At 61.2% G+C, this 24,699-nt stretch carries 22 protein-coding genes; 2 read left to right on the top strand and 20 right to left on the bottom strand.

Annotated elements, in window-relative coordinates; genetic code table 11:
• Positions 1 to 42: 42 nt before the first annotated feature.
• From L4923_RS11210 to L4923_RS11260, 11 genes are all read right to left on the bottom strand, one after another.
• Positions 43 to 1,500: an APC family permease gene (locus L4923_RS11210; RefSeq protein ID WP_239364871.1), complete on the bottom strand. Its 1,458-nt coding sequence runs from the start codon at positions 1,498 to 1,500 to the stop codon at positions 43 to 45.
• Positions 1,501 to 1,534: 34 nt separating this feature from the next.
• Complete coding sequence (locus L4923_RS11215; RefSeq protein WP_239364873.1) at positions 1,535 to 2,692, bottom strand: LysR substrate-binding domain-containing protein; 1,158 nt, start codon at positions 2,690 to 2,692, stop codon at positions 1,535 to 1,537.
• A gap of 5 nt (positions 2,693 to 2,697) precedes the next feature.
• Positions 2,698 to 4,038, bottom strand: coding sequence for a glutamine synthetase family protein (locus L4923_RS11220; RefSeq protein WP_239364875.1), 1,341 nt, complete (start codon positions 4,036 to 4,038; stop codon positions 2,698 to 2,700).
• Positions 4,028 to 4,717 (bottom strand): TetR/AcrR family transcriptional regulator, encoded by a 690-nt coding sequence (locus L4923_RS11225; RefSeq protein WP_239364877.1) that lies wholly within the window; start codon positions 4,715 to 4,717, stop codon positions 4,028 to 4,030. Before L4923_RS11225 ends, L4923_RS11220 begins: the two co-directional genes overlap by 11 nt.
• On the bottom strand, positions 4,714 to 6,006 hold the full coding sequence (locus L4923_RS11230) for an alpha/beta fold hydrolase (protein ID WP_239364879.1): 1,293 nt from the start codon (positions 6,004 to 6,006) through the stop codon (positions 4,714 to 4,716). The genes L4923_RS11225 and L4923_RS11230 overlap by 4 nt, the downstream gene beginning before the upstream one ends.
• Before the next feature lie 5 nt (positions 6,007 to 6,011).
• Positions 6,012 to 7,325: an acyl-CoA dehydrogenase family protein gene (locus L4923_RS11235; protein WP_239364881.1), complete on the bottom strand. Its 1,314-nt coding sequence runs from the start codon at positions 7,323 to 7,325 to the stop codon at positions 6,012 to 6,014.
• A 22-nt stretch (positions 7,326 to 7,347) separates the two neighbouring features.
• Positions 7,348 to 8,400, bottom strand: a complete 1,053-nt coding sequence (locus L4923_RS11240; protein ID WP_239364883.1) for a 2,5-dihydroxypyridine 5,6-dioxygenase NicX family protein — start codon at positions 8,398 to 8,400, stop codon at positions 7,348 to 7,350.
• Positions 8,401 to 8,499: 99 nt separating this feature from the next.
• Positions 8,500 to 9,153: a flavin reductase family protein gene (locus tag L4923_RS11245; protein ID WP_239364885.1), complete on the bottom strand. Its 654-nt coding sequence runs from the start codon at positions 9,151 to 9,153 to the stop codon at positions 8,500 to 8,502.
• Positions 9,153 to 10,082 carry a carbon-nitrogen hydrolase family protein gene (locus tag L4923_RS11250; RefSeq protein ID WP_239364887.1) on the bottom strand — a complete coding sequence of 310 codons (930 nt, stop codon included), beginning with the start codon at positions 10,080 to 10,082 and terminating at the stop codon, positions 9,153 to 9,155. Before L4923_RS11250 ends, L4923_RS11245 begins: the two co-directional genes overlap by 1 nt.
• A gap of 6 nt (positions 10,083 to 10,088) precedes the next feature.
• Positions 10,089 to 11,009, bottom strand: a complete 921-nt coding sequence (locus L4923_RS11255; protein WP_239364889.1) for a fumarylacetoacetate hydrolase family protein — start codon at positions 11,007 to 11,009, stop codon at positions 10,089 to 10,091.
• 11 nt (positions 11,010 to 11,020) lie between these two features.
• Complete coding sequence (locus L4923_RS11260; RefSeq protein ID WP_239364891.1) at positions 11,021 to 12,142, bottom strand: cupin domain-containing protein; 1,122 nt, start codon at positions 12,140 to 12,142, stop codon at positions 11,021 to 11,023.
• Positions 12,143 to 12,280: 138 nt separating this feature from the next.
• Between L4923_RS11260 and L4923_RS11265 the strand changes: the two genes are divergently transcribed.
• Positions 12,281 to 12,961 (top strand): FCD domain-containing protein, encoded by a 681-nt coding sequence (locus L4923_RS11265; protein WP_239364893.1) that lies wholly within the window; start codon positions 12,281 to 12,283, stop codon positions 12,959 to 12,961.
• Positions 12,962 to 12,998: 37 nt separating this feature from the next.
• Here the strand turns inward: L4923_RS11265 and L4923_RS11270 are convergent, their stop codons facing one another.
• The 9 genes from L4923_RS11270 to L4923_RS11310 form a co-directional block, all read right to left on the bottom strand.
• Complete coding sequence (locus L4923_RS11270; RefSeq protein ID WP_239364895.1) at positions 12,999 to 14,249, bottom strand: flavin-dependent oxidoreductase; 1,251 nt, start codon at positions 14,247 to 14,249, stop codon at positions 12,999 to 13,001.
• Between the two features lie 50 nt (positions 14,250 to 14,299).
• Complete coding sequence (locus L4923_RS11275) at positions 14,300 to 15,232, bottom strand: DMT family transporter (RefSeq protein ID WP_239364897.1); 933 nt, start codon at positions 15,230 to 15,232, stop codon at positions 14,300 to 14,302.
• Positions 15,233 to 15,384: 152 nt separating this feature from the next.
• On the bottom strand, positions 15,385 to 16,383 hold the full coding sequence (locus L4923_RS11280; protein ID WP_239364899.1) for an ABC transporter ATP-binding protein: 999 nt from the start codon (positions 16,381 to 16,383) through the stop codon (positions 15,385 to 15,387).
• A gap of 8 nt (positions 16,384 to 16,391) precedes the next feature.
• The gene (locus tag L4923_RS11285) at positions 16,392 to 17,348 is read right to left on the bottom strand and encodes an ABC transporter ATP-binding protein (protein WP_239364901.1); all 957 of its coding nucleotides are present in this window, start codon (positions 17,346 to 17,348) and stop codon (positions 16,392 to 16,394) included.
• The gene (locus L4923_RS11290; protein WP_239364903.1) at positions 17,345 to 18,316 is read right to left on the bottom strand and encodes an ABC transporter permease; all 972 of its coding nucleotides are present in this window, start codon (positions 18,314 to 18,316) and stop codon (positions 17,345 to 17,347) included. The genes L4923_RS11285 and L4923_RS11290 overlap by 4 nt, the downstream gene beginning before the upstream one ends.
• The gene (locus L4923_RS11295) at positions 18,316 to 19,332 is read right to left on the bottom strand and encodes an ABC transporter permease (RefSeq protein ID WP_239364905.1); all 1,017 of its coding nucleotides are present in this window, start codon (positions 19,330 to 19,332) and stop codon (positions 18,316 to 18,318) included. The genes L4923_RS11290 and L4923_RS11295 overlap by 1 nt, the downstream gene beginning before the upstream one ends.
• 23 nt (positions 19,333 to 19,355) lie before the next feature.
• Positions 19,356 to 21,017, bottom strand: coding sequence for an ABC transporter substrate-binding protein (locus tag L4923_RS11300; RefSeq protein WP_239364908.1), 1,662 nt, complete (start codon positions 21,015 to 21,017; stop codon positions 19,356 to 19,358).
• Between the two features lie 16 nt (positions 21,018 to 21,033).
• Positions 21,034 to 21,939 (bottom strand): proline iminopeptidase-family hydrolase, encoded by a 906-nt coding sequence (locus L4923_RS11305; protein WP_239364911.1) that lies wholly within the window; start codon positions 21,937 to 21,939, stop codon positions 21,034 to 21,036.
• A gap of 50 nt (positions 21,940 to 21,989) precedes the next feature.
• Complete coding sequence (locus L4923_RS11310; protein ID WP_239364914.1) at positions 21,990 to 23,498, bottom strand: leucyl aminopeptidase; 1,509 nt, start codon at positions 23,496 to 23,498, stop codon at positions 21,990 to 21,992.
• 292 nt (positions 23,499 to 23,790) lie between these two features.
• Here L4923_RS11310 and L4923_RS11315 point away from each other — a divergent pair, with 292 nt between their 5' ends.
• Positions 23,791 to 24,669: a LysR family transcriptional regulator gene (locus tag L4923_RS11315; protein ID WP_239364917.1), complete on the top strand. Its 879-nt coding sequence runs from the start codon at positions 23,791 to 23,793 to the stop codon at positions 24,667 to 24,669.
• Positions 24,670 to 24,699: the final 30 nt, after the last annotated feature.

Below are 24,699 nucleotides of genomic sequence, written 5' to 3' on the forward strand. Positions count from 1 at the left end.
CCTGCCAGGTTGTCCGGCTGGATACGCGGGCAAGCGTAGTCGCTAATCCTGATTGAATCCCATACGTGCGAAGCGCGCCGGGTCGGCACGCTGCAGGCGCAGGGCAAGGATGTAGCCTACGATTGCGGCAGCCGGGATCAGCGACGGCAGGATGATGCCGAGCGCACCGCCCGTCGTTCCGGTCAGATCGCCGAAATGCAGGAAGATGTAGACAAACAGCGCGGCCATCACCAGGCCGGACACCATCGGCAGGATGAATGTCGCCAGGGCAGATCCGGTGTGACCCGAGCGGCGGAAAAAGGCGATCACGGCGACCGAGGTCACGGTCATCATCGCCAGCACGCCCAGCGTGCCGACCTGGCTGATCCAGGTGAACATGTTGAGCACTGGATCCAGTCCCAGCCCGGCAAACAGCGCCAGCACGATCAGCGCTCCAGCGGTCTGCACCACGGAACCGACATGCGGGCTTTGGTGCGTGCCGTGCGTCCGACCGAACACCGCCGGCAACAGGCCTTCGCGGCCAGCCACATAGCTGTAGCGTGCGATGTAATTGTGGAAGGCCGAAAGTGCCGCAAACAGGCTGGATACCAACAGGATGCCGGCAACGGTCGCCACCGGGCCGCCAGCATACTGGCCCGCCAGGTCGAAGAAGAAGATGGAAGGATCGGGCAGCGCCTGGATCGTCGGAACCAGCTTGTCGGCGCCGACACCGACGATCATCAGCCAGGTGCTGAAGATGAAGAAGATGCCGATCATCAGCACCGACAAATAGGTTGCCCGCGGAATCGTCCTTTCGGGGTCGCGCGCTTCCTCGGCATAGATTGTCGTTGCCTCGAAGCCGATGAAGCAGCCCATGCAAAACAGGATCGCCGCAGTCAGCGAGCCCGAGAAGATCGCGTTCTGGTCGAAGAAGTTCATGGAAAGCCCGTTCGCGCCGCCTTTGCCGAGGATGGCGAAATCGACGACCAGGACCACCAGATATTCCAGCGCCACCACGAAGACGAGCACCTTGGCCGACAAATCCACCTGGCGGTAACCGAGGAAGCCGACCAGCAGGAGAGCGAGAAGACTCCAGCCCCACCAGGGCAGAACAAGGCCAAACTGGCCGAAAATGCCGCTGGCGATGCCACCGAACAGGCCGATCAGGCCGAACTGCATGGCATTGTAGGCAACGAGCGCGGTGACCGCCACTGCGCCGGCAGCGCGCCCGCCCAAGCCACGTGCCGCATAGGCATAGAAGGCGCCGGCATTGGTGACGTGGCGCGACATGGCGACATAACCGGCTGCAAATGCCAACATCACCAAGGTCACGAAGATGAACGTCGCGGGCACCCCGGCACCGTTGCCGAGCATGAACGCCAAAGGCATCGCGCCAGCCACGCCAGTCAGGGGTGCCGCTGCGGAAATCACCATGAAGGTGACCGCGATCAGCCCCAGCGAATTCTTGCGGAGTTGATTGCTCCCTCCACTATTGATGTCGATAGCCTCTTCTCGAGCCATATTCCCCTCTCCCATTTTGATCGCTGCGCGATGCTTATTGTGATGTGTGTCGAAACGACTTCCTGCACTTCGAGATAAAATCCGTCGCCAGCGCGCTGCGGCTGCCCGCGCTTTTTGCAACCGCGACAACCGCCCCTTCCGGGAAATCATCGTCGAGCGGTATTGCGCGGATCTCCGTCCCATCAGGAGCGGTTTTATTCTGCGGGTTCTGCGGAACGATCGAATAACCCAGGCCCTGCGCCACCAATCCCCGCACCATCGCCAAGGACGGGGACTGCAGCCGTATCTGCGGCCTTAACTGGTTGCGTTCGAAAAAGGCCGTGACGGCACCTCGAACTGAAGGAAAATCCAGCAGGATCATGGGTAAGCCGGCCACTTCCGCCAGCCTCAAGCTGGCCCTGGTTGCAAGTGGATGATCTGCGTTCAGCAGCACATGAGGAGCCGAAGGGCAGATCACTTCGGTCGTGAATTCCGGGTCGTCGACTGTCCCGAAAGTGATCGCGGCCTCGATCCTGCCGGCACGCATCTGTTCCAGCAGGTCGTCATGGTCCGCTTCCAGCAGGCTGAGATCGACGGCCGGCGACTGATTGGCAAAGTCAGCGACGAGGGATGGCACGAACTCCGGGCCAAGCGTGATGAAGAAACCGACACGCAGCTGGTTTTGCGGATTGTGCGACTGGTGGTCGTCCGGCGCGATCGGAATGGCGCGGCGATAGCCCCGATTGGCATAGACAAGCGGCGAGCGCTGGCTTGAAAGCTCGATCTGCTCGACCTCGCCGATGAGAATGAAATGCGTGCCCCAAAGCAAGGCGGTCTTCAGCTCGCAATCCAGCGAGACGATGGCGCCGTCGATGATCGGAGCCCCGGTCACGCCGCCATGCCATGGGATCGCGCTGAACCTGTCTTCGTTCAGATGCTTGAGACGGCCGGAGAAAAGATCCGACACGAAACTCTGGTTGCCGCTCAGCACATTGGCGCAGAAGCGCCGGTTCTTTCTGATCGCCTCACCCGCAGGGCTGAGGTGATGGATGCTGACCAGCAGTGACGGCCGTGTCGTATCTGCCGAGACGGATGTCATCGACGAAACGGTGACGCCGTACCGCCCTGCATCCCCATCCGTCGTCACCACGGTGACGGCGGAGGCGACCCGGCTCATGCCTTCCAGGAAATGGGCACGCAGGTCCGTATCCATGACATTCACCCCAGGTCGAAGAAGCGTTCCAGCTCCACATCGGGAACCTTGCGCCGGAACTCGTTGTGCTGGCTTTCACGCGTCGAGGAAAACGCCTCGACGAAGCGTGCTCCGAACCAGTCCTTGGCAAAGGCGGACCCGCGCAGTCGTTCGATCGCTTCGGGCATGGAGCGTGCAAAGTCGCGCGCCGGTTCCTGGCTGTAGCCGTTGCCGATTGTCTCAGGCTCCGGTTCGATCTTTTCCAGGATACCGGCCACGCCTGCAGCAACGGTTGCCGCGACCGTGAGATATGGATTGGTGTCGGCACCCGGCAGGCGATTTTCGACGCGGAGCGAGCCGGCGTCATGCCCCACGATACGGAAGCAGGTGGTGCGGTTCTCGTAACCCCAACTCAGACCTGGTGGCGCAAAGGTGCCCGGCGCAAACCGGCGGTAGGAGTTGACGGTCGGCTGGAAGAGAAGGGTCAGGTCGCCGATGTAGGTCTGCAGGCCGCCCAGGAAATGTCGGAAGGTCTGCGATACGGCATTCTTCTGTGAAGGATCATGGAAGACAGATCTCCCATCGCGGTCCTTCAGCGAGACGTGAACGTGGATCGACTGGCTGTCGGCCGCTTCGGTCCAGCGCGGCATGTAGGTGACGCATTTGCCTTGCCGCTGGGCCAGCGCACGCAGGAAGTTCTTCAAGAGCACCAGTTGGTCCGCCGGCTCCAGCCCCTCGCCTGCAGCGATGCAGGCCTCGAGGAAGCCGCCGCCGATTTCCTCATGCATCTTGGCGAGATTGATGCGCAGCGGCTCGCACATCGCGGCGACCGCTTCATACCACTCCGTCTGTTCGACCTGGTAGAGCACGAGATCGTGGCTGTTGTGATGGGTCGCGGTCTTGAGATTGCGATAGCCCTTGGCGCGCGCACTCTCCGTCGTCTCCTCGAACAGCGTGTATTCGAGTTCCATGCCGTAGCGGGGCACGTATCCCGCATCGCCGATGCGGCCCAGAACCCGCTTCAGGATCGAACGCGGGCAAAGTTGCGCCGTTTCGCCTGAATAGTTGGACAGCACCAAAAGATCGTGGCCAGGCTTGGACCATGGCAAGCGGCGGGTCGTCGCCGTGTCGAGAACGAGTGGATCGTCGTGGAAATCCGACGTCCCGTCGGTAACGCCGGGGACGACCTGGATCACATCGGTCGGATCGAGCGCCAATGTGACGGGCGACATGCCCATGCCACTTTTCGCGATGCTTTTCAGGCTGCCGGCAGATACCATCTGCCCGCGCAGAAGGCCGTTCGTGTCGACCATCGCAACCGTGGCGAACCGGCTGGTCGGATCGGCCAGATATTCATCAACTGTCATGTTCCACCTGCTGCAGGGAATGGGCGCTTATAAGCGCTTCTAATGTGGCGACGTCCTCTGCAGGCCGGGTCGAATAGGCTTTCAGGAAGACGCGCAAACCGTTGTTCACATAACGTCCGATCTCGGCGCGGCTCGGCCGGTGATCCGGCATGTAGAGGGCCTGGTTTCTCGGTGCCGACAGGATGAGGCCCCAGAGATCCTGGGCAGCAAGTTCCGCGTCGTCGAAAATCAGTTGGCCGTCCGTGCGGCGGCCCTCGAGATATTCCATGATGCCCCGCAACAGCCGATCGGGACCGGACTCCTGATAGGCGTGACCGATTTCGGGGAACCGATGCACCTCGCCGATAATGAGGCGAGCCAGGGACAGCAGATCGGGGCGCAGGACGGTATCGGCATAATCCCAGGCGAAGCCCAGGAGATCGGCCACCATGCCCTCGCCGGACGGATGCTGGAAGAATTCCAGCATCAGGTCGCGCTCGCCCAGCAGCATGGCCGAGAACAGTGCTTCCTTGGATTCGAAATATTGGTAGAGCGTCGGCTTCGACAACCCGGCCTGGATGGCGACGGCGTCCATGGTTGCGCCCGAGTAACCGGTTTCGGAAAACACCTTCAGAGCAGCATCGAGGATACGCCGCTCGCGAATGATCCGGTTCTGTTGACGGCGCGGAAGAATGTTCATTTCGGCAGCTTTCCAAGGAATTCCATCAGGATGCGGTTATACACCTGCGGCTGTTCCACATTGCAGACGTGACCGGCATTCATGATGGTTTCGTAGCGCACGTCAGGCATCGAGGCCTCGGCCAGGATGCGGCGCGCAATGGCATGGATCTCGGTAGGAGAAGCCAGCCGATCGTGTTCGCCCGTCATCATCAGAACAGGCATGTCCAGACGCGCGAAATCAAACCGCTCCTGCGGGTTCGTGAAGCAGAGAAGCGCATCACGATAGGTGGCGGCAGCTATCGCAGCCATGGACTGCAGCAACTGCGCCTTCGTCGCATCCGACGCGTTCGGCCCAGCCAGAACCTTCACCACCGATGGCGCGAAATCCGCGGGAGCCTGGCCGGCATCGATCGGCACCAGCCGGCTGACGCGAAAAGCTTCCCGCTCCTCTACGCCAGCCTCCGACATGCCGGTGCAGCCGCCGGACAGCACCAGGCCTGCCAGCAGGTCCGGATGACGCATGGCAAAGGATGTGGCGATCCAGGAACCGTAGGAAAGGCCGACCAGCACCAGCCTGTCCGCACCCAACGCCTCTCGAACACGCAGGATGTCGGCACAATAGTCGTCGACGGTGGATCGGTTGGGGCCGAGCGTGCTGTCGCCATACCCGCGCAGATCAAGCGCTGCCGCCGACATAAGAGTTCCCGCCGTTTTGAGTTGCGGCAGCCAATTGCTGCGTCCACCACCGATGCCATGCAGGAACAGGCACAGCGGCCCCTGTTTCCTGGGTGTGACCGTCAGTGCCAGGCGCGGCGCCTCCCCAACACTCAAATTCGCGACCTCTTCGGACGGAAACGCAGCATCGACCTGAGTTTTGCGCTGACGCCCGGCCTGTTTGGAGAGTGCCTCGATCCCGGCTTCGAAAATCGGCCTGGTTCCGAGGCAAACCGAAGCGGCACGCGCAGCATCCGGCGCCTCCACATCGGCCGTCCATTCAATGCTGCTGCCGCCGTCCTCGGCCGGTGACACCGTGAAGCGGGCATCGTAGCGGTCGATGCCGGCAATTCCTTCCAAATGGATATAGGCAAGCGAGCGGTCGCTATCGCTGAAAAAGGTCAGGCGCTCGCGATAGAGCGTGTCCTCGCCGTGGGCCTTGAACGCGCGGACCATCGACCCTCGTGCGTCCCGTTCGGCGCGGATGGTTGCGATCATTGGATGCCAATGCCCGCAGAAGTCGCGGGCAACCGCCCATACCGCTTCCGGCGAGGCGGAGATGTGGTCGATGACCTGGACCTGTTCGCGCGCCATGGTGGCTAGCGAACCGCGCGGGCGCCGCTGCCGCTGTCACCCCGCCACAGCGAGGTACGGGCACCGCCCTCGTCGCCCGGGGCATGGTCGAGCTCGTCCATCTCGTAGAGGGACAGCACGCCGAGATAGTCCTCCATGATCTCCGATGTGAATGGCAGCATCAAAGCGCCGCAGCGGCTGTCGCGATACATGCGCTCCAGCGGTAGCGACTTCAGCATCGATTGCCCCCCGCATGTACGGATCGCCATCGAAGTCATCTCGGCAGCACCCTCCATCACATTGTACTGGGCAGCATACATGCGCTGCACTTCCGCTTTGCTGGGGAAACCCTTGGATTCGCTGAAAGCCTGCCACCATAGGGCACGCATGTTGGCGAGCCGCGCATACATCTTGCCGACGGCGATTCGCTTGGTGGCATACATGCGGCGGTCGACCGGCGGCTGGCCGGGGATCTTGCCCTTGAGATAGTCCACCATGAAATCATAAGCGCCCTGGGCCACGCCCATGTAGGTGGGCGAGAGCGTGATCATCATGTGCGGCCAGTTGGGCAGCGTCTTGTTGAAGATGCCGCGCGGCATCAACAGGTCGTCGGCACGAACGAAGACATCCTTCAGGATCAGATCGCGGCTGTTGGTGCCACGCATGCCGAGCGGGTCCCAATCGCCCTTCACGGACAGACCCGGCGTATCCTTGTGCACGACGAACAGCATGGTGTCTTCGTGCCGCGGCTCCTGGCCTTCGAATACCTCGGTGCAGACGATGGTGTAGTAGTCGCAATAGCCAGCCAGCGAAGCGAACTTCTTGAAGCCATTGATCATCCAGCCGCCATCCACCTTGCGGCACTGGGTCTGGTTGGGCTTCGAGGTCCAGTTCTGTCCGCCTTCGGAGATCGGCTGGGAGAAGATCGCCTTCTCGGCGATGGCACGGCGGAACTGGCGCTCGCGCAGCGGGGCGAAAGTCGCTTTCTCCTCGGCGGTCAGGTTCGGCATTTCGAACATGAAACGCGACCACGCCATCGAGGAGTTGTGCATGTTGAAGGTCAGCGCGGTGGCGCCGCAATATTTGCCGATCTCGGCTCCGACCATGGCGTATTCGAACATCGAAAAGCCCCAGCCGCCGAACTCCTCGGGAATGCACAGGCCGAGAAAACCCTCTTCAGCGAGATCCCTGTAGTTCTCGACCGGGAAAGATGCATCGTCGTCCACGCCTTTGGCACGGCCGGCGAAGCGCTCACGGCCCAGCTCGTTGACACGGTTGAGGACCTTCTGGACCTCCGGGCGGATGCGCGACAGGTCGTAATAGTCTGAAATTTCACTCATTCTTGATCTTTCTCCAGAGGCGTCAAAGCGCCAGTTCGCCCTGCAGGACGCCGTTCTTGACGACGACCGTTCCGTCGAGCGTGATCGTGCAGTTGCGCATCGGCAGATCGAAATGGCCGAGCGTGTAGCGCCCGGCATATTGGTTGGCCCCCGTCGACCAGAGGAAGGATCCTGCCAGCGCGCGAAACTCGACGGCCTGCATGTCGCGCTTGTCGTACATCGCAGCCGACACCCAGCGTGCGCGTGGATGCATGCCCCAGCCGACATGGCTCATGCCATAGGCATTGCGGTCCTCCCAAGCTTCCATGTATTCGCGGAAATGGATGGCATCGATGCCATCGCCCTTGATGGCAGTGACGAAGTCGTTCTCGACCGTGAAATCGATACGGCTGGTCAGCGTGCTCTTGAAGGTCAGGTTCATGTCGCCGACGTCCATGACGATGCGGCCGTTGACGCTGTTCTGGCCCGGGAAGGCCAGGCACAGGCCGCCGGGCCAATGCGCGACGTCACCGGGTTTGGTGCCGAAGCCCGGCGTGCCGCCACAAGGCGCGCCGCGGAGATCGATCACGAGGTCCGTGCCCGCGGCGGAGGTGACGCGCATCTCCTTCGCCTCGCGCAGCATCTGCACGCCCATTGCCACCTTTGGGCCGAGCTCGGCCGTAGGCTCCGTGCGCTCCAGGATTTCCGGATGTTCGTTGCAGACCACCAGCAGGCGGGTGTTTCCTGCCTCTTCGATCTCGGGCCATTCCGGCGCGTGAATGAGCCCCTCCACCGTGCAATCGACGATGACCTCGACGCGCTTCAGCGCTTCGATGACGGCGCGATTCTGCTGGATGGCCCAGGATGTCCCGGTCGACTTCACCGGCACCGGCGCGGTCTGGCGCGGTGTCGGCATCTGGATCATGCAGTATTCGGCACCGAGATCGTGCAAGGCCAGATCCGACAGATGGATCAGCACCGGACGTGACTGCGTTTCCGACAGCACGGCCACCTTGGTGCCAGCGCCAATGGCGTTGAGTGCGAAAACCCGCCGGAAGCAGGCAAGCCACTTCCCTTCGATGCGCTCTTGCAGCATCGCTTCCTTCCCATTGATGTATCGCCGTTTTTGCGATTTTCTTTACTTGTCAGTTAAGTTTTATCGGTGCGTGCGATTTGTCAATAGGATTTTCGAAAATCATGGCTTGTCCGACAAAATTTCCGCGAAGTCAGCCTGACGTTCGCGCCAAGTCGGGCGCACCAGGCTGAACGTGTCACGGCTGCGAACGTAGTCGCTGCCATAGGATCGGGCGACGAGGTCGAGTTTCGGGGTATCGATATGCGCCCGGTCGGGATCGAGCACGAATTCGTCGGCTATGTGCACGGTCCGCACGTGGCCAATGACGACGAGCTGCGTCGGCCCGGTTTCGACCGTCGACAGCGAAACACATTCGAATGCGACGGGGCTTTCAGCGATGCGGGGCGGGCGCACCCTGTCTGACGGCAGGGTCTCCAGTTGAGCCAGCTTCAACTCCTCGATACCCGGCGGCGCATCGATCGAGGTGACGTTCATGGCCTGTACAAGCCGCTCGGGCACAAGGTTGACGACAAACTCGCCGGTGTCGAGGATGTTGCGGGCCGTGTCCTTGAAGCCCCTTTCCGGGCTGGCAAGGATACCGAGCGCTATGGTCGGCGGTGCCGAGCCCATGACATTGAAGAAACTATAGGGTGCCGCGTTGACACGCCCCTCGCCGTCCTTAGTCACCACCCAGGCAATCGGCCTCGGCATGACGGTGGCGGCAAGGAGCTTGTAGGCATTCTGCGTGCCGACATCCTCTAGGTCGAAACGCATCAGACCTCGCGGACCGCCTGTTTTGCCCGCGTATCCACGACGAGGCTGAAGACGTCCGGCCTCGCATAATGGCCTGTGACATCGAAATCGAACTTAGCGCGCATGACTTCGCCTGGATCGATGTCGGCATAAAGGATCGTCTCGCCGGTGAAATCGGGACCCGCGAGAACCTTGCCGAGCGGGCTGATGATGGCTGAGCCGCCGCGCATCATCACCAGCTCCGGGTCGTCGCCCAAGGCACTTTCGTGGTCGGGACCAAACGCCGCCCGCGTGATGTACTGGCAGGCCGTGAACACGAAGGTTCGCCCCTCGAGAGCGATATGCTGCATGCTTGGCAGCCAGGTGTCGCGATCGTCCGCGGTGGGTGCGCAGTAGAGGGTCACGCCTTGGTGGTACATGTGCATGCGCAAGGCAGGCATGTAGTTTTCCCAGCAGATCACAGCACCGATGGTGCCGATATCCGTGCGAAACACCGGCATGGTGGAACCATCGCCGAATCCCCAGATCAATCGCTCCCCAGCCGTCGGCATCAGCTTGCGATGCTTACCGACAAGTCCTCGCTCACCATCGAAATAAAGCACGGTGCAGTAGAGCGTGGCGCCGTCGCGCTCGATGACGCCGATAACCGCGAAAGCTCCGGTTTCCGCGGCGGCTTCCGCCAGTATCGCCACCTCCTCTCCGTCGAGGTCGATCGCACCGGCATGGTAGTGGGCAAAGGCAGCCCGCCCCTCGGGCTTCCTCATGCCGATCGGCGCGCCGAAGCTTGCTCCCTTGGGGTAGCCTCCGACCAGGGCTTCCGGAAAGACCACGAGCCTGGCCCCGTTCGCCGCCGCCTCACGCAGGCGTCCTGCGGCGGCTTCCGCGGTAGCGCGCGCGTCGTCGGGCACGGAGGCCATCTGCACGACGGCGGCTTTGAATGTCTTGGTCATGGACTTTTACTCCGGTGTTGCGTCGACGACGGGATGCCGCAGCGAACCAATTCCCTCCACGCAGGCGACAATGGTATCGCCAGGCCACATCCACTCCTGCGGATTGCGCCCGGCACCGACACCTTCGGGCGTGCCGGAAGCAATGATATCTCCCGGCTCCAGTGTTATGCCCGAGGATATGTCCGCGATCAGATCGTCGACCTTGAACAGCATGTGGCGCGTATTCGAGCGCTGCTTCTCCACGCCGTTCACCGTAAGCCAGAGATCGAGTGCGTGGGGATCCGGTATCTCGTCCGCGGTGACGATGCACGGGCCGAAGGGAGCATAGCTGTCCTGGCCCTTGGAGAAGATCCACTGTCCTGCCCGCCGATTGTCGCGAGCCGAAACGTCGATCATCACGGAATAACCGAAGACATGATGCAGCGCGTCCTGCCTGGCGACGCGCCTTGCCGTGGTACCGATGATAACCGCCAGTTCCACTTCCCAGTCGAGCTGCTGGGTGATCTTGCTGTTATGCTCGATCCCGTCGCCCGGCCCGACAACCGCCGTCGGCGGCTTGGAGAAGATCACCGGCTGTTTGGGCAGGTCCTTCGAGGTGTCGAGTGTCTTGGCGCTTTCGGCGACATGCTCGACATAGTTCAGCCCGATGCCGAAGATGTTCTTGCGAGGCCTGGGGATCGGCGCCAGCAGCTTGACATTGGCCAGCGCCATTGCCGTGCCCGTCGGAAACCGGCCGCCGGCCGCAGCCAGACAATCACGCAATGTCTCGAGGCCGGGGCGACCGGCATCGATCAGTTCCAGCATGCTCGCAGGCAGTTTCTTGCCTTGCGTTTCAGCCAGCGCTGCAACGTCGACGACCAGATCATCGGCGATCACCCCGAGCCGTGCCGCAGCCTCGATCGAGGCGCGATAGGTAACAAGTTTCATTATGTCTTTCCTTAGAGAAGCGGTTGGAAGCCGCCATTTTCGCCGAAGGCCTGCTCGCGATAGAGGCCGAGCGCCCGCATCACCGGAAGATCCGACAGACAGAACAGGCAGGCATCGTCGCCTTCCGAGCCGTTGACATGCTCGTGCCATGCCCAGGACGGCACGCAGAAGATATCGTGCTCCTGCCAGTCGTAGCGCTGGCCGTTGATGATGGAGTGGCCCCTGCCCTTGGCGACGTGATAGAGGCCGCTGCCGGTATGACGGTGAGCCCTTGTGTGCTCTCCCGGACGCAGCATTTGCATGCTCGCTCCCATCGTCTGCATGACAGGCCCCTGTGTCACCGGGTTCACATATTCCATCAGCACGCCGTCGAAGGGCGATCCTTCCGTGCAGGTCGAGTATTTTGCCAACGCCTCATAGGTCGGAGCCCATTCATACTTGAACATCGGGCTGTAGCCCTTGTCCCAAGCCTGCCCGGTCGGCTTCAGACCCGGATTGCCCCAAGTCTTGGTCATGTCGTCGACCGCAAACCCGACCGTCTGTCGCAGGTCGGGATGCACCTCATAGAAGTTCGCTTCCATCGCGTTGACGAACGGAATGTCCAGTCCGTCCTGCCAGATGCAGGGCGAGCCGGTGGCCTCGACACCATGTTCATGCCAGGTGCCGTTGGGGGTCAGCACGAAGTCGTTCGCACCCAGCGTCATCTTGTGGCCGTCGACGACCGTGTAGGCGCCGGAACCTTCCATGATGAAACGGATTGCGGAGGCCGAATGGCGATGCGCGCTGGCGACTTCGCCGGGATTCATCACCTGCAACCCCGCGTAGAGCCAGCCGACGGCTGCGGCAAATTCGGTTCGGCCGGGATTGTTGAGATAGATCACCCGGCGCCCCGCCTTCTCCGGCGTCACCAATTGCACCGACCGCAGGACATGTTCGCGCAGATCCCGGTAACGCCAGACGACCGGCACGGACTGCGACTTCGGCTCCCACGGCTCGATTTTGTTCGCCACGGTCCAAAGCGCACCGGCTTTGAAGCGATCGAGATCCTCGTAATACGCCAGCAGTTCGGGCGTATCCTCGACATTTGCTCGACCGATGACATCCTCCCGATGGTTCTCGTGCGCCTTCGTCATCGAACCCTCCTGTTCGCAACCTCTATCCGTCACCAGCATCGGCGATCACTTTTTCGAAAGCAATAATTATTTTCGAAAATCTTTGGAATTGCCGACAAACGGAGCCATGAGATAAGAGTCACGTAAAGGATTTTGATCATGACCCTTGCTGAGAAAGCATACGACGCCCTGCGTCACGATATCATTCGCGGCGAACTGGCCCCAGGGCGGCCGTTGCGCCTTTCCGATCTCAGCGAGCGCTATGACATGGGGTTTTCGCCCTTGCGCGAGGCCCTCAACAGGCTGCATGCGGAGCGACTGGTCACGGCCGAATCCCTGCGCGGTTTTCGCGTTGCACCACTGTCCCTCGATGAGCTGCATGATGCGGTCGACGTGCGCATCAAGGTCGAATGCGACGCGCTTCGCGCTTCAATCAAACTCGGTGACGACAGTTGGGCAGCGGGGATCGTTTCTGCCCTCTACGCGCTCAATCTGCAGGTTGGCCGGACCGGTCCGGACGCCGATATCTGGACGCTCGAGGCTCGGCACTATGCCTTCCACCGCGCCCTGCTGGCCGCCTGTAACTCGCCCTGGACGCTGGAATTCTTCGAGCGCCTCTATGCAGCAACAGAGCGCTACCGGATTCCGACGCTGCTGGCAGCAGCCAATCCGGCCGGGCGCGATGTCCAGGCCGAACACAGCGCATTGGCCGAAGCGACCCTGGCGCGTGACGCTGACAAAGCGACGGCCTTGCTGGAAGCGCATTACCGGAGGACGGCCGACCACCTGACCAGCGTGTTCGGCATGGATAAAGCGAGTGGCATGGTCGCAGCAGGCTGAAACAGCCACATTTTACTTCGCCGGTCGCAAGGAATAGTCATCGCTCTTTCGTATTGACCTGGTCTCGGGAGAAGCCGGCCATGGTGGCGTAGCCACGCACGATGGCTTTGCGTTCCTCATAACTTGCCACACGCTCGATGTCGTCGAACCCGTCAGGCGCACGCTTTTCGATCATATCGATGACGCCCTCAGGCCCGCCTTTGCGGTTTGCCAGCACGATCTCGCTCGTCGCAGTTCGGCGTTCCACGTCGTAGGCGCTCAACGCATCCTGAACCGATGCAACGCTGCTCAGGTGCCTGGCGAGGCAAGTTGCGTCGAGGACCGCCTGGCTCGCGCCATTCGAGCCAACCGGATACATGGGATGAGCGGCGTCGCCGAGCAGGCTTACGCGTCCAAAGGACCAGCGCGCCACAGGGTCACGGTCGCAGTTGGGGTACTCGTAGAAGGGCCCGGTCGCTTCGATCAAACTGACGGGATCGACGAAGCCCAGCCGGAACTTGTCGCGTACGAAAGCCAACGTTTCTTCAAGGCGCCCAGGACGGTTCCAATCACCCCGCCCGGGCGGGGCTTTTTCCGCATCCGTACGCGCCATGACAGCCCAATTGGTCAGCCGCTTATCCGGTTTCGCCGGGTCGGCATGGATCGGATAGAATACGAATTTGGACGTGTTGCTACCGGCAATCACCATGGTGCGGCCGTCCTGGTAGACCGGCCATTCGACCGCGCCCCTCCAGATCATGATTCCACTCCAGATTGGTTGACCTTGATCGGGATAGAGTATGGAGCGCACCTTGGAATGGATGCCATCGGCACCAATCAGTGCGTCGCCCTCGGCTTCAATCGGCCCGGATCCTGCGGTTCGATCGAACCGCGCCACCACTCGGTCACCTCGCTCCTGGAAGCCGACGAGCTTGTGGTCGATATGGATCCGCTCGGGTCCCAGCCGCTCCATCACTGCCTGGAAAAGCACTTGCAGCAGCTTGCCCCGATGGATGCTCAGCTGCGGCATGTCGTAACCCGCATCCAGCCCCCGCAATTCTTGCCAGATCGCCTGGCCGAAGCGGTTGGTGTAGATCAGTTCGCGGGTTCTGATGCCTGTTTCATCGAGAGCAGGCAGAAGACCGAGGGCCGCCAATTCTTTGATGGCATGCGGCAGCACATTGATGCCGACACCGAGCTCGCGGATCGAGGAAGCCTGCTCGAACACTTCAGCCTCGATGCCGGCCGCATGCAGGCAAAGCGCGGTTGCAAGCCCGCCGATGCCTCCACCCGCAATCAAGATTTTCATTCGTGCCTCTCCCTTTTCGAGTTCGGCCCCCGGCTCCTTTGAATTGAACCTCAATTGCCCGTTTTTTTGCTGCGCGGGAGAAGTCCAGATGCGGCCAGGGCCCCCGTGACGACGAGCAGCGCGCCCGCTGCAATACCAACCGACACAGTCCCAACGCCAAAGAAGGCAAGGAGGACGAGAGAAGCCAGCGGCGTCAGATAGGCGATACCCGAGATCATCGCGGTATAGCCTGTCCGGACCGCGCGATCCCATAAGGCGTTCGAAAGCGTCAGGGGCGCGATGCCGATGCCTGTAATGGCCAGCCATTGAGCAGCTGACAGGTTCGCCCATTCCTCGAAAGCCCAATGGAATCCGAGCGCCAGCACGGCAAGCAGCCCCATCGAAGGACCAACGACATCATGCGTCTCGCTCCCATAGGAGCGGATCACCGCATAGATGGCAAAGGCCAGCCCGCTGAAAAAGGCCAGCAGGATGCCCGTCTCGTCAAAACCGGCTTCGAAAGCCGGCCCGATCGCGACAGCCGCCCCGAGAAAGGCGGTTGCAATCCCGGTGACCTGCACTCGTCCAAGCCGTTCGTTGCGAAGCCGTGCCATGATCGCGACCAGCATGACCGGCCAGAGATAGGAAATCACATTGGCCTCGGCCGGTCCGATTCTGCGTATGGCCAGCAGGTAGAGGATGTTGTTGGCCAACAGACCGACGGTCACGACGACAAGCGTTCTGGGTGGCGTCGACAAAAAATCCGCCGCTTTGCCCTGTGCGGCTGAAAGACCGAGCGAGACAACAAATCCCACGGCGGCCGCCAGCCCGAATATCAGAAAGGGGGGCGCCGGATTCGCGATCGTGGCAAGCGTTGGCCATGTTGCCCATAACAGCACGGCACCGAGCGCGAGACCGGCTGCCCTTGCCTGCGGACCGAAGGGCGGCAGTCGTTCGATCAACGCATCGAGGCCAATGAGCAGAGACGGCGATACGACGTTCATAGCCGAACCCTAACATGGCTCCACCTGCTTTAGGCAAGCTTGATGGCCGTGCCCTGGCGAGAAGCAACGACACCAACCAAGCCCATCGGCCGCTGCGGAACCAGTCATAGCGCTCGACGAACATGCTGGCGACCGGCGGCCTCGAACGGAGATCAGCTAGCCGGCTGAAGCGTTGGGAAGTGGCAGGCGACTTTTCGCCCGGAGCGATGCTCCGTCAATTCAGGTCGCTCGACACGGCATCGTTCCACTGCGATTGGACATCTTGGATGGAAGCGGCATCCGGATGGCGGCTTGAGCGGGCTCGGTACGTCGCCAGCCAATATGATACGCTTGCGCACGCTGCCTGACGTTGTTTCAACGATGGGAACAGCTGAGATCAGCGCCTGACTATAGGGGTGAGCAGGTGTTGCAAAAACTTCCTCTGCCGGCCCCTCCTCCACGATCGACCCGAGATACATGACGGCGATGCGTGTCGAGACCTGGCGAACCACCGACAAATCGTGGGCGATGAAAATGTAGGTGAGCTTGAGCTTTTCCTGCAGGTCGGCCAGCAGGTTGACGATCTGAGCCTGCACAGACACGTCGAGCGCAGAAACCGGCTCATCCAGCACCACCAGATCGGGATTGAGTGCGATGGCGCGTGCGATGCCGACACGCTGGCGCTGCCCGCCGGAAAACTCGTGCGGATAGCGCATGACGTGATCCGGCAGCAGCCCGACCAGGTCGAAGAGTTCCGCGACTCGCTTGGCGATCTCTCGAGATGACAGCTTTGTGTGGATGCGCAATGGCTCCGCGACGAGGTCTCCCACCCTGCGTCGCGGGTTGAGCGAAGCCGATGGATCCTGGAACACCATCTGCAGGCGGCGCCTGAATGGTCTCAGTTCAGTCAACGACTTCCCGGTGATGTCATCACCTTCGAAAAGCAACTGGCCATCGGTGATGTCGTAAAGCCTGACGAGGCAGCGCGCCAATGTGGACTTCCCGCAACCCGATTCTCCAACCAGCCCGACGGTTTCGCCTCGTCGGACGGTCAGCGAAACATTGTCCACGGCATGGACGGTTCGCTTGCCTTGCGACGAAAAGCGCGTGCCGATCGAAAAGCGTTTGCTGAGTTCACGCGTTTCGAGGATCGGTTGATCTTGCTCAATCATCTGCCCGCTCATGCCTGAACCCGGAAACACGCTGCGGCATGAGTGCCGTCGCCAAGAACGGGCTTGCCGGTCCTGCACGGCTCGTAGTTGACAGGGCAGCGCGGCCCGAAAGCGCACCCGTCGGGCAGGCGCAGCAGCGAGGGCGGCGAGCCGGGAATTGCCGGCAAGCGACGCGGCTTCTCGCCCGTGAGGGGCGGGATCGAGCCCAGCAGCGCACGCGTGTAAGGATGTTGCGGGTCGGAAAAGAGTTCGGTGCGACTGCCGCGCTCCACCACACGCCCTGCATACATGACCATCACCCTGTCGGCGAGTTCGGAGACAACCCCCATATCGTGGGTGATGAAGACCACAGCCGAATTGTGCGTAGCGCGCAACTTGCGCACGAGGTCGAGAATGCCGGCTTGCACCGTCACGTCGAGAGCGGTTGTTGGTTCGTCTGCCACCAGAAGCGCCGGATTGCACGACAGCGCCATGGCGATCACCGCCCGCTGCCGCATGCCGCCCGAAAGCTGGTGCGGATAGCGCGACATCGCTTCGCGCGGGTTGGGGAAGTTCACCTCCGCCAGCAATTCCTCCACACGCTCCAGCGCTTGGGATTTGCTGACGCGCTTATGCGCCCGGATCTGCTCGGCGATCTGCCCGCCGATCGTATAGACGGGGGTCAGAGCCGTCATCGGATCCTGGAAGATCATGGCGATCTCGTTGCCGCGCAGACGGCGAAGCTCGCGGGCGGGCAGTCCCACCAGTTCGCGCTCCCGGTAGCGGATCGAGCCTTCGATGATGGCATTGGGGTCGGTGATCAGGCCCATGACGGCCAGCAACGAGACGGTCTTGCCCGAGCCGGATTCACCGACGACACCCAGGATCTCACCCTCCCTGAGGTCAAATGAGACCCCGTCGATAGCCCGCACAAGACCTTCCTGTGTACGGAATGATACTCTGAGATCGCGGACCGACAGCATCATGATGTCCTCACGCGCGGATCCAGAAGGATGTAGACAAAATCCACTATCGCATTGGCAACGACCACGAACATCGAAGCATACATGACGGTGGCCATGATCATTGGCAGATCCAGGCTCTGCAGCGCGTCATAGGTGAGCTTGCCGATGCCCTGCAGGCCGAAAACCACTTCCGTCAACAAGGCCGAACCACCGACCAGCGCACCGAAATCCAACCCGAACAAGGTTACGAATGCGATCAGCGACGTGCGCAATGCATGGCGCAGCAGGATGCGCGTTTCGGACAAGCCCTTGGCGCGAGCCGTGCGGATATAGTCTTCCTGCATCGACTCGATGATCGCGGCTCTCAGCACGCGGCCGTAGATACCGATATAGAGGATGGCGAGCGTGACCCAAGGGATCACCAGCGCAAGAAACCAGCCCTTCGGGTCGTCGGAGAAACTCTTGTAGCCGAGGGGCGGAACCCAGGAAAACAGCCAGGTGTCGTGATAACGGCTCTGGGTGATGAGGTTCATGACTTCGCCCAACCAGTAGACCGGCATGGAGATGCCAAGCAGGCCCAGAGCCATCAGCAGCTTATCTACCCAGCTGTCGCGCGTGGCGGCGGCAACGATGCCGATGACGATTGAGACCACCACCCAAAGCACCGCCGCTCCAAAGACGAGCGACAACGTCACAGGGATCGAATCCAGCACGGCCGGCACGACTTTCCAGCCTCGGTTGACGAAGGAGGTCAGGTCGCCGGTGACGAAGATCTTCTTCATCATCAGCCCGTACTGCACGTAGAGCGGACGGTCGAAGCCGAAATTGTGTCGCACCGCTTCCAGCACTTCGGGTGAAGCGTTGCGGCCGGCGATACGGGCTGCCGGATCTGAGCCCGGCGTTGCAAAGAAGATCAGGAAGACAATGACCGAAATGCCGAACATCACGAACAGCATTTGACCGAACCGGCGCAAGATCGCGTAGATCATCAGTCGCGCCCCAGCCGAACTTTGGATCGAGGGTCGAGCGCGTCGCGCAGGCCATCGCCGAAGACATTGAGCGCCATGACCGAAATGGCGATCGCGATACCGGGCGCCAGGGCTACGATTGGACGTGTGTAGAGCAGAGCCTGCCCGTCCTGGATGATGGTGCCCCAGCTGGCTGCCGGCGGCTGCACGCCAATCGACAGGAAGGAAAGCGCCGATTCCGTCAGCATGTTGAGCGCCATCATCAGCGGCACGAAGACGATCAGCGTCGTGGTGATGTTGGGAAGAATGTCGCGCCACAGGATACGCGAGCCAGGAACGCCGAGATTGACGGCGGCCATCACGAATTCACTGTTGCGCAGTGAAAGCACCTGGCCGCGAATAGGGCGTGCCACATAAGGCACGTAGACAATGCCGATGATGATGATGGGCAGCCAGAGACTGCCAGATTCAATCGTGATCGGCCCGATCGTGATGCCTTGCGCAATCATGACGATCGAAAGTGAAATCGCCAGAAGATAGATCGGAAAGGCCCATAATATATCGAGGAGCCGCGACAGTACGGTATCGGTGACACCTCCGAAATAACCGGCGACCAGACCGGTCGTCGTCCCGAGAATGAGCGTCAGAACGGTTGCCACGGCGGAAATGAGGAGCGAGTTGAGCCCGCCGTAGAGCATGCGGGCCATGACATCGCGGCCTTGATTGTCCGCGCCGAGGAAATAGTTGCCGAGCCGCCAGGTCGGTCCGAGCGGCGTATAACCCAATCCGAGCCCTTCGGTGGACTGTTCCATCACAGGCACATCCTGCCCATCGATGGTGATGACTGCATCGAGCGTCGACGAGAACGGATCGACACCGGCCCAGCGCGCATAGAGCGGTGCGCTGAAACAGGCGATCACGATGAGGACAAAGACGGTCAAAGCCGCCATCGCGGCCTTGTTTCCCGTCAACTTCGCAAAAGCGAGGGCCCAAGGCCCCCGCGTCTTGCGCGGCACGGTTACGACGTCACTCGACATGAAGAAAATCCGTCAGCGTAACGTTACTGCACCCAGGACTGGGTCACGATCCAGTAGAACTGGGCGTTGAATTTGAAGTTGCCGAGGCGCTTGCTGACGAAGTCGACATGCTTGGGTGTGAACAGTGGGACCGCGGGCGCCTTATCGGTGACTGCCTTGTCGATCTCCGCCCAAAGCTTGTTGGCGGCGTCTTGGTCCGTCACGCCAAGTTCCAATGCCTTCTGCATCTTGGCATCGATATCCTTGTCGCAGAAGCCGGAGATGTTGATCGAGGCATCCGAGCCTTCACGGAAGGAAGCGCAGCTGAACAGGATGTTGAGGAAGTTCGATGCCGCCGGATAATCCTGGTACCACTGGCTGACCGACATCTGCACCTTGTTGTTGGTGTTCTGGATGTAGGTGAACTGGATGTTGCTGGAGATCGGCTTGACGTCGGCGACATAACCAATGCTGGTCAGCACACTCTGCAGGTAGACGCCGATCGAGCGGGACACCGCAGTGTCTTCCACGATGACCGTGACCTTCTGGCCCTTGGTCCCGGACTCCTCGACCAGTTGCTTTGCCTTGTCGAGATCGGGAGCCGACCACTTCGCACCAGGATTCTTGGTGAACGGGCAATAGTCTTCGTGGCCCGGGAAGTCCGGCGGCAGGACCTGACATACCGGCGTGGCCAGCACCTTGCCGCCGAATAGGTTGACCAGCGTATTGCGGTCGACCGCATAGGCGACGGCCTGTCGGGCCTTTTCGTTGTCGAACGGCGCCAGCCGCGTGTTCAGCGGCGCATACCACCAGGCCGTGAGTGGCGAGATATGGACCTGATCCATGTATTTGGTGCCCAGTTCCACCAAGCGATCGGTCGGCGGCTGGTCGAACATCCATTCGGCCTCGCCTTTCTGGATCGCCGTCACGGCGGCTTCCTCAGTCAGACCGAAGTCGTACTGCACCACATCGGGATAGCCATCGGGCTGGGCTTCTTCGCTCCACTGCTTGAAATGTGGATTACGCACCAGCGTCATGCCCTTGTTCGGATCGTAGGCCGAGATCGTGTAGGCGCCAGTGCCCGGAATGGGATTGGAACCTGCATCTTCCGTCGGCGTGCCGGCCGGCAGGATCACTGCATGTGGCATGGCCAGCTTGTCGATGAATTCGGCATCCGGCTTGGTGATATTGATCGTTATCGTACCAGTGGCCTCGTCAGCTGTAACGCCGCCCTCCAACGTACAGCTCTTGGTGTCGGCAAGACATTTATCGGCCCCGACAATGCCTGCATAGAATGTGCCTGAGGTCGGGCCAGACACCTTGAAGATGCGCTGATACGACGCCACCACATCCTTGACCGTCACATCCTGGCCGTTGGAGAACTTGATGCCTTTGCGCAGCTTGAAGGTGAAAGTCTTGCCGTCGTTGCTCACCGTCGGCATGTCCTCGGCAAGGTCCGCGACGATCTTGAAGCCGTCCTTGCCCTCCGCCTTGCGGAAGGCGACGAGGCCATCATAGAGCGGCTGGAATATCTGCCAGTACTGCAGCGTGTAGTTGATATGCGGGTCGAGCGTGCCCGCGGCCGAGCGCGCCAACAGCCGCATCGTGCCGCCCCGATGTTCCTTCAGATACTCGGCGCTAGCCGGCGCCTGCCATGTGCAGGTCAACAGGGCCGCGGCGGCTGCCGCCAAAAGCAGTTTCTTCATTTCTTGTTCCCCTTTTTCAGTTGTCGTTTTGATTCAGGAATGTGCCCACCACCCGCATGCATTTTTCTTGCTCTTCCACATGCGGCATGTGGCTGGACTGTTCGAAAATCTCCCAGTGCGCCCCCTTTATGCCGTCCTTGTAGGGTTGAACGGTCGCAGGGGTTGCCTCGTCGTAGCGCCCCGAGACGATAAGCGTCGGGACATTGACCAGCGGCAGACGGTCGATGATGCTCCAAGTCTTCAGTGTGCCAATGACGTGAAATTCATTCGGGCCGTTCATCACGTTGTAGACAGTGGGATTGCGTGCCACCTGGTCGAAGGTTTCAACCACTTCCGGTGGGAAAGGCACTACGCGGCAGACGTGCCGCTCGTAGAAAACCATCGTCGCCTGCTGGTACTCGGGGTGGTCGGTGGTTCCCGCCGTCTCATGCCGCGTCAGCGTTTCCTGGACGTTCCTCGGGAGGTCGGCGCGCAGCCGATTTGCTTCCTCGACCCACAGTTTCATCGAAGCGGGCGAATTGGCGATGGTCAGCGATTTCAGGCCCTTAGGTCTTGTCACCGCATATTCTGCCCCCAGCATACCGCCCCAGCTCTGGCCAAGGACATGGAAGCCGGCACGGATACCGAGGTGGTCGACCAGGTTTTCAAGTTCGTCGATGAAGAGCTGCGGGGTCCAGAAGTCGGCGCCTTTCTCGGGCAACAATGTCGAGTTGCCGCATCCCAGCTGGTCGTAGTGGATGACGGCGCGCCTGTCGCGGGCGAGCAGCTTATAGGCGTCGACATAATTGTGCGCGACGCCTGGACCGCCGTGCAGGATCACCACCGGAGGTTTCGTGCCGACGAGTTCGCCGCTGACCCGGTACCAGGTTTCATAGCCCCTGAAATTGGCGCGCCCTTCTCTACCGATGATCTCAGACGACATTCCGTTTCCCTACCTTGATGACATCCATCCGAACCGGCTCTGACGAACCGTCAAAACCTGCCGGCGCGAACCCATTCCTCCAGCATCTGAACACCGAAAGCCGTGGCACCCTGGCGGCCGAGCGGGCCGTCGGCTCCGGCCAGTTCCTTGCCGGCGATATCGAGGTGGACCCAGGTGCAGCCCTCGGTGAAATGGCGCAGGAAAGCTGCCGCATGGGGGGCATCCCCATCTTCCATGTCCTTGGCGTGATGCCTGAGATCGGCGAAAGGCGATTGCAGCGCATCGTCATAGGCATGGTCGAGCGGCAGTCGCCAGAAGCGTTCGCCCACCTTTTCCCCGGCCGCCATCATCCGCGCGGCGATGGCGTCGTCGGTGCTGAACAGGCCGGCGAAGATCGAACCGAGGCCGCGCATCACCGAATAGGTCAGGGTTGCCAGATCGACCATTGCGGCCGGCTTGAAGCGGGTTGCCGCATAATAGAGACAGTCGGCCAGAAGCAGGCGGCCTTCCGCATCGGTGTCGAACACCTCCACGGTTTGTCCGGATGCGGTTGTGATGATCTCGCGCGGTTTGAGAGCGGTGCCCGAAGGCAGGTTTTCAGCAATACCCAGCACCCCGACGGCATGAACCGGGCTGCCTTGTCGCGCGAGCGCCAGCATCAGGCCGCACACGGCCGCGGCGCCGGCCATATCCGCCGTCATGTCGAACATCTGCGCACCGCCCTTGATGCAAAGGCCACCGGAATCGAAACACACGCCCTTGCCCACGAACGCGAGCGGCTGAGCGTCGGCGTTCTTGCCGCGATATTGCAGCACAGCGATCTTGGGGGCGCGAACCGAACCCGCCCCCACCGCAAGGAGTGCATTCATGCCGAGTGTCTTCAGTTGTGCGGCATCCAGGATCTCAACTTCGATGCCGGCCTGGCGTAACGGCTCCAGATGGTCGGTGAAGCTGTCGGGGTTGAGATGGTTCGGCGGGAGGTTGACGAGGGTCCGCGCATACTCCACGCCGTCCGCAACAGCGTTGGTCCGGGTGAGTTTGGCGGCTAAATCTGCTTTGCTGGTTGTGATCAGACGAATGCGCCAAGCTTGATCGGCAGCGGCTTTCGGACGCTTGTTGCGCAGGTCGAACCTATAGCGGCGAAGCCGCATGCCGAACGCGACGCGCGACAGGACTTCGGCATCGCTCGAACCAACGCCGGCGATCGTGTCGAAAACCAGGGTTGCTTCATTTTCACGCTTGTCTTCCAGATGCGCAGCGAGGGCACCACCGGCACGCGCCAGCGACAAGGGAGTAATGGCATCCCCTTTGCCCAGGGCCAGAACCACAACGCGTCGTGCACTAACCCCTGGGGGCGGGACAAGATCTATGCAGGTGCCGTTTTCGGCCAACGCGTTCGAACCGGAACAGGCCCGGGATATGATCCCTCCCATCTCGGCATCCAGTCCGGCTGCCTGGGGACCCCAGTCGCTTTGGGCGGCTTGCAGGATAACGATTACGGGAGCATCGACGGGGATTTTCTCTGTCGTTTCAAAGACCGGCACTGGCGACTGCGGCATCAGGCAGGCATCTCCTCCAATCGTCGTGGGCTAGAGAGCGCTGTCGCCGTGAGGTGTTCGGACGTGCTGCAAAGCACGAAGCGAACGCTCCATTTGCGAAGTTGTGTCCGCCGCCGCGACGGCATGCTCCCAAAGCCCCGAATAGTCGTTTTCGCATGACGACTTAGTTGTTCTTGCCTCTTCGGTATCGCTGACGACGCAGGCGTTCAAACGCCAATTTTGTTCTCGTCGATTGACAAAAACTCAGGTGAGAATTCATGATCGGGTAATGGCCCTACCTTCACTCAATGGCATGCGCGCTTTCGAGGCTGCCGCACGCCTCGGCAGCATCAAGGATGCCGCGGAAGAATTGCATCTGACGGCATCGGCGGTCAGTCGCCATATCCGTACGCTCGAGAAAAACCTCGGCCAGGATCTGTTCGAGCGGGGCTTTCGTCAGGTCACGCTGACGACCAGGGGATCCTACTATGCGCGCAATCTCTCGGAGGCCTTCGAGGCCATCTGGCGCGCCACGGAGGATGTGAGTTTCATCGACGGCACCCGCCGCGACAAGGCTCATCGCCTGCGGGTCTTGTGTGTACCCCCTGTCTTGAATCTCTGGTTGGCGGACCGGCTGCCGGCGTTTCGGCGGCAGCATCCATCGGTCGACCTGGAAATCCTGACGTCGGGCAAGCGCACCAATTTCGACTTGGCTATTGTCGATGAGTTCGACTACAAGGCCGGCCCCGCCCTGACGCTTCTGATCCCACTGTTGCTGACGCCTGTCTGCGCGCCTTCGGTTCTGGATGGCCCCATTCCGCTGCGTTCGCCGGCAGACCTGATCAACCACCATTTGATCCACGAATGCGAGACCAACAGATGGAAGCGCTGGCTCGAGCAAGAGGGTGTCTTTGACACGATGCCGAAATCCAGCACCGTTCTGGACGACTGCGCGCTGATCATGCGTGAAGCGATGAACGGCGGAGGGATTGCGCTAGCCGACACGATGATGGCGCAGGACCTGCTGCAGCAGGGCAAGCTCATCGCCCCCTTTAAAGCCCGTCATACCTATCCTGCAGGGATCTATCTGTACCAACGCCGCAGCATCGGCAACAAACAAGGTGCGGCCTTGTTCCACACCTGGCTGCTGGCTGAAGTCGCCGAACACAAGAGGGTCATGGCGATCGACTAGAGCGCCGCGCGTCCTTTAGGCGCGCAAAGG

This window comes from Terribium retamae, from assembly GCF_022347545.1.
Lineage (GTDB): Bacteria > Pseudomonadota > Alphaproteobacteria > Rhizobiales > Rhizobiaceae > Mesorhizobium > Mesorhizobium retamae.

Excerpts from the sequence above, each read along its gene's own strand:
- L4923_RS11295 (WP_239364905.1), bottom strand. The coding sequence starts at position 19,332 with ATGTCGAGTGACGTCGTAACCGTGCCGCGCAAGACGCGGGGGCCTTGG.
- L4923_RS11315 (WP_239364917.1), top strand. The coding sequence starts at position 23,791 with ATGCGCGCTTTCGAGGCTGCCGCACGCCTCGGCAGCATCAAGGATGCC.
- L4923_RS11265 (WP_239364893.1), top strand. The coding sequence starts at position 12,281 with ATGACCCTTGCTGAGAAAGCATACGACGCCCTGCGTCACGATATCATT.
- L4923_RS11305 (WP_239364911.1), bottom strand. The coding sequence starts at position 21,939 with ATGTCGTCTGAGATCATCGGTAGAGAAGGGCGCGCCAATTTCAGGGGC.
- L4923_RS11230 (WP_239364879.1), bottom strand. The coding sequence starts at position 6,006 with ATGGCGCGCGAACAGGTCCAGGTCATCGACCACATCTCCGCCTCGCCG.
- L4923_RS11250 (WP_239364887.1), bottom strand. The coding sequence starts at position 10,082 with ATGACCAAGACATTCAAAGCCGCCGTCGTGCAGATGGCCTCCGTGCCC.
- L4923_RS11215 (WP_239364873.1), bottom strand. The coding sequence starts at position 2,692 with ATGGATACGGACCTGCGTGCCCATTTCCTGGAAGGCATGAGCCGGGTC.
- L4923_RS11280 (WP_239364899.1), bottom strand. The coding sequence starts at position 16,383 with ATGATTGAGCAAGATCAACCGATCCTCGAAACGCGTGAACTCAGCAAA.
- L4923_RS11310 (WP_239364914.1), bottom strand. The coding sequence starts at position 23,498 with ATGCCGCAGTCGCCAGTGCCGGTCTTTGAAACGACAGAGAAAATCCCC.
- L4923_RS11210 (WP_239364871.1), bottom strand. The coding sequence starts at position 1,500 with ATGGCTCGAGAAGAGGCTATCGACATCAATAGTGGAGGGAGCAATCAA.
- L4923_RS11240 (WP_239364883.1), bottom strand. The coding sequence starts at position 8,400 with ATGCTGCAAGAGCGCATCGAAGGGAAGTGGCTTGCCTGCTTCCGGCGG.
- L4923_RS11290 (WP_239364903.1), bottom strand. The coding sequence starts at position 18,316 with ATGATCTACGCGATCTTGCGCCGGTTCGGTCAAATGCTGTTCGTGATG.
- L4923_RS11270 (WP_239364895.1), bottom strand. The coding sequence starts at position 14,249 with ATGAAAATCTTGATTGCGGGTGGAGGCATCGGCGGGCTTGCAACCGCG.
- L4923_RS11220 (WP_239364875.1), bottom strand. The coding sequence starts at position 4,038 with ATGACAGTTGATGAATATCTGGCCGATCCGACCAGCCGGTTCGCCACG.
- L4923_RS11225 (WP_239364877.1), bottom strand. The coding sequence starts at position 4,717 with ATGAACATTCTTCCGCGCCGTCAACAGAACCGGATCATTCGCGAGCGG.
- L4923_RS11300 (WP_239364908.1), bottom strand. The coding sequence starts at position 21,017 with ATGAAGAAACTGCTTTTGGCGGCAGCCGCCGCGGCCCTGTTGACCTGC.
- L4923_RS11275 (WP_239364897.1), bottom strand. The coding sequence starts at position 15,232 with ATGAACGTCGTATCGCCGTCTCTGCTCATTGGCCTCGATGCGTTGATC.
- L4923_RS11260 (WP_239364891.1), bottom strand. The coding sequence starts at position 12,142 with ATGACGAAGGCGCACGAGAACCATCGGGAGGATGTCATCGGTCGAGCA.
- L4923_RS11245 (WP_239364885.1), bottom strand. The coding sequence starts at position 9,153 with ATGCGTTTCGACCTAGAGGATGTCGGCACGCAGAATGCCTACAAGCTC.
- L4923_RS11255 (WP_239364889.1), bottom strand. The coding sequence starts at position 11,009 with ATGAAACTTGTTACCTATCGCGCCTCGATCGAGGCTGCGGCACGGCTC.
- L4923_RS11235 (WP_239364881.1), bottom strand. The coding sequence starts at position 7,325 with ATGAGTGAAATTTCAGACTATTACGACCTGTCGCGCATCCGCCCGGAG.
- L4923_RS11285 (WP_239364901.1), bottom strand. The coding sequence starts at position 17,348 with ATGATGCTGTCGGTCCGCGATCTCAGAGTATCATTCCGTACACAGGAA.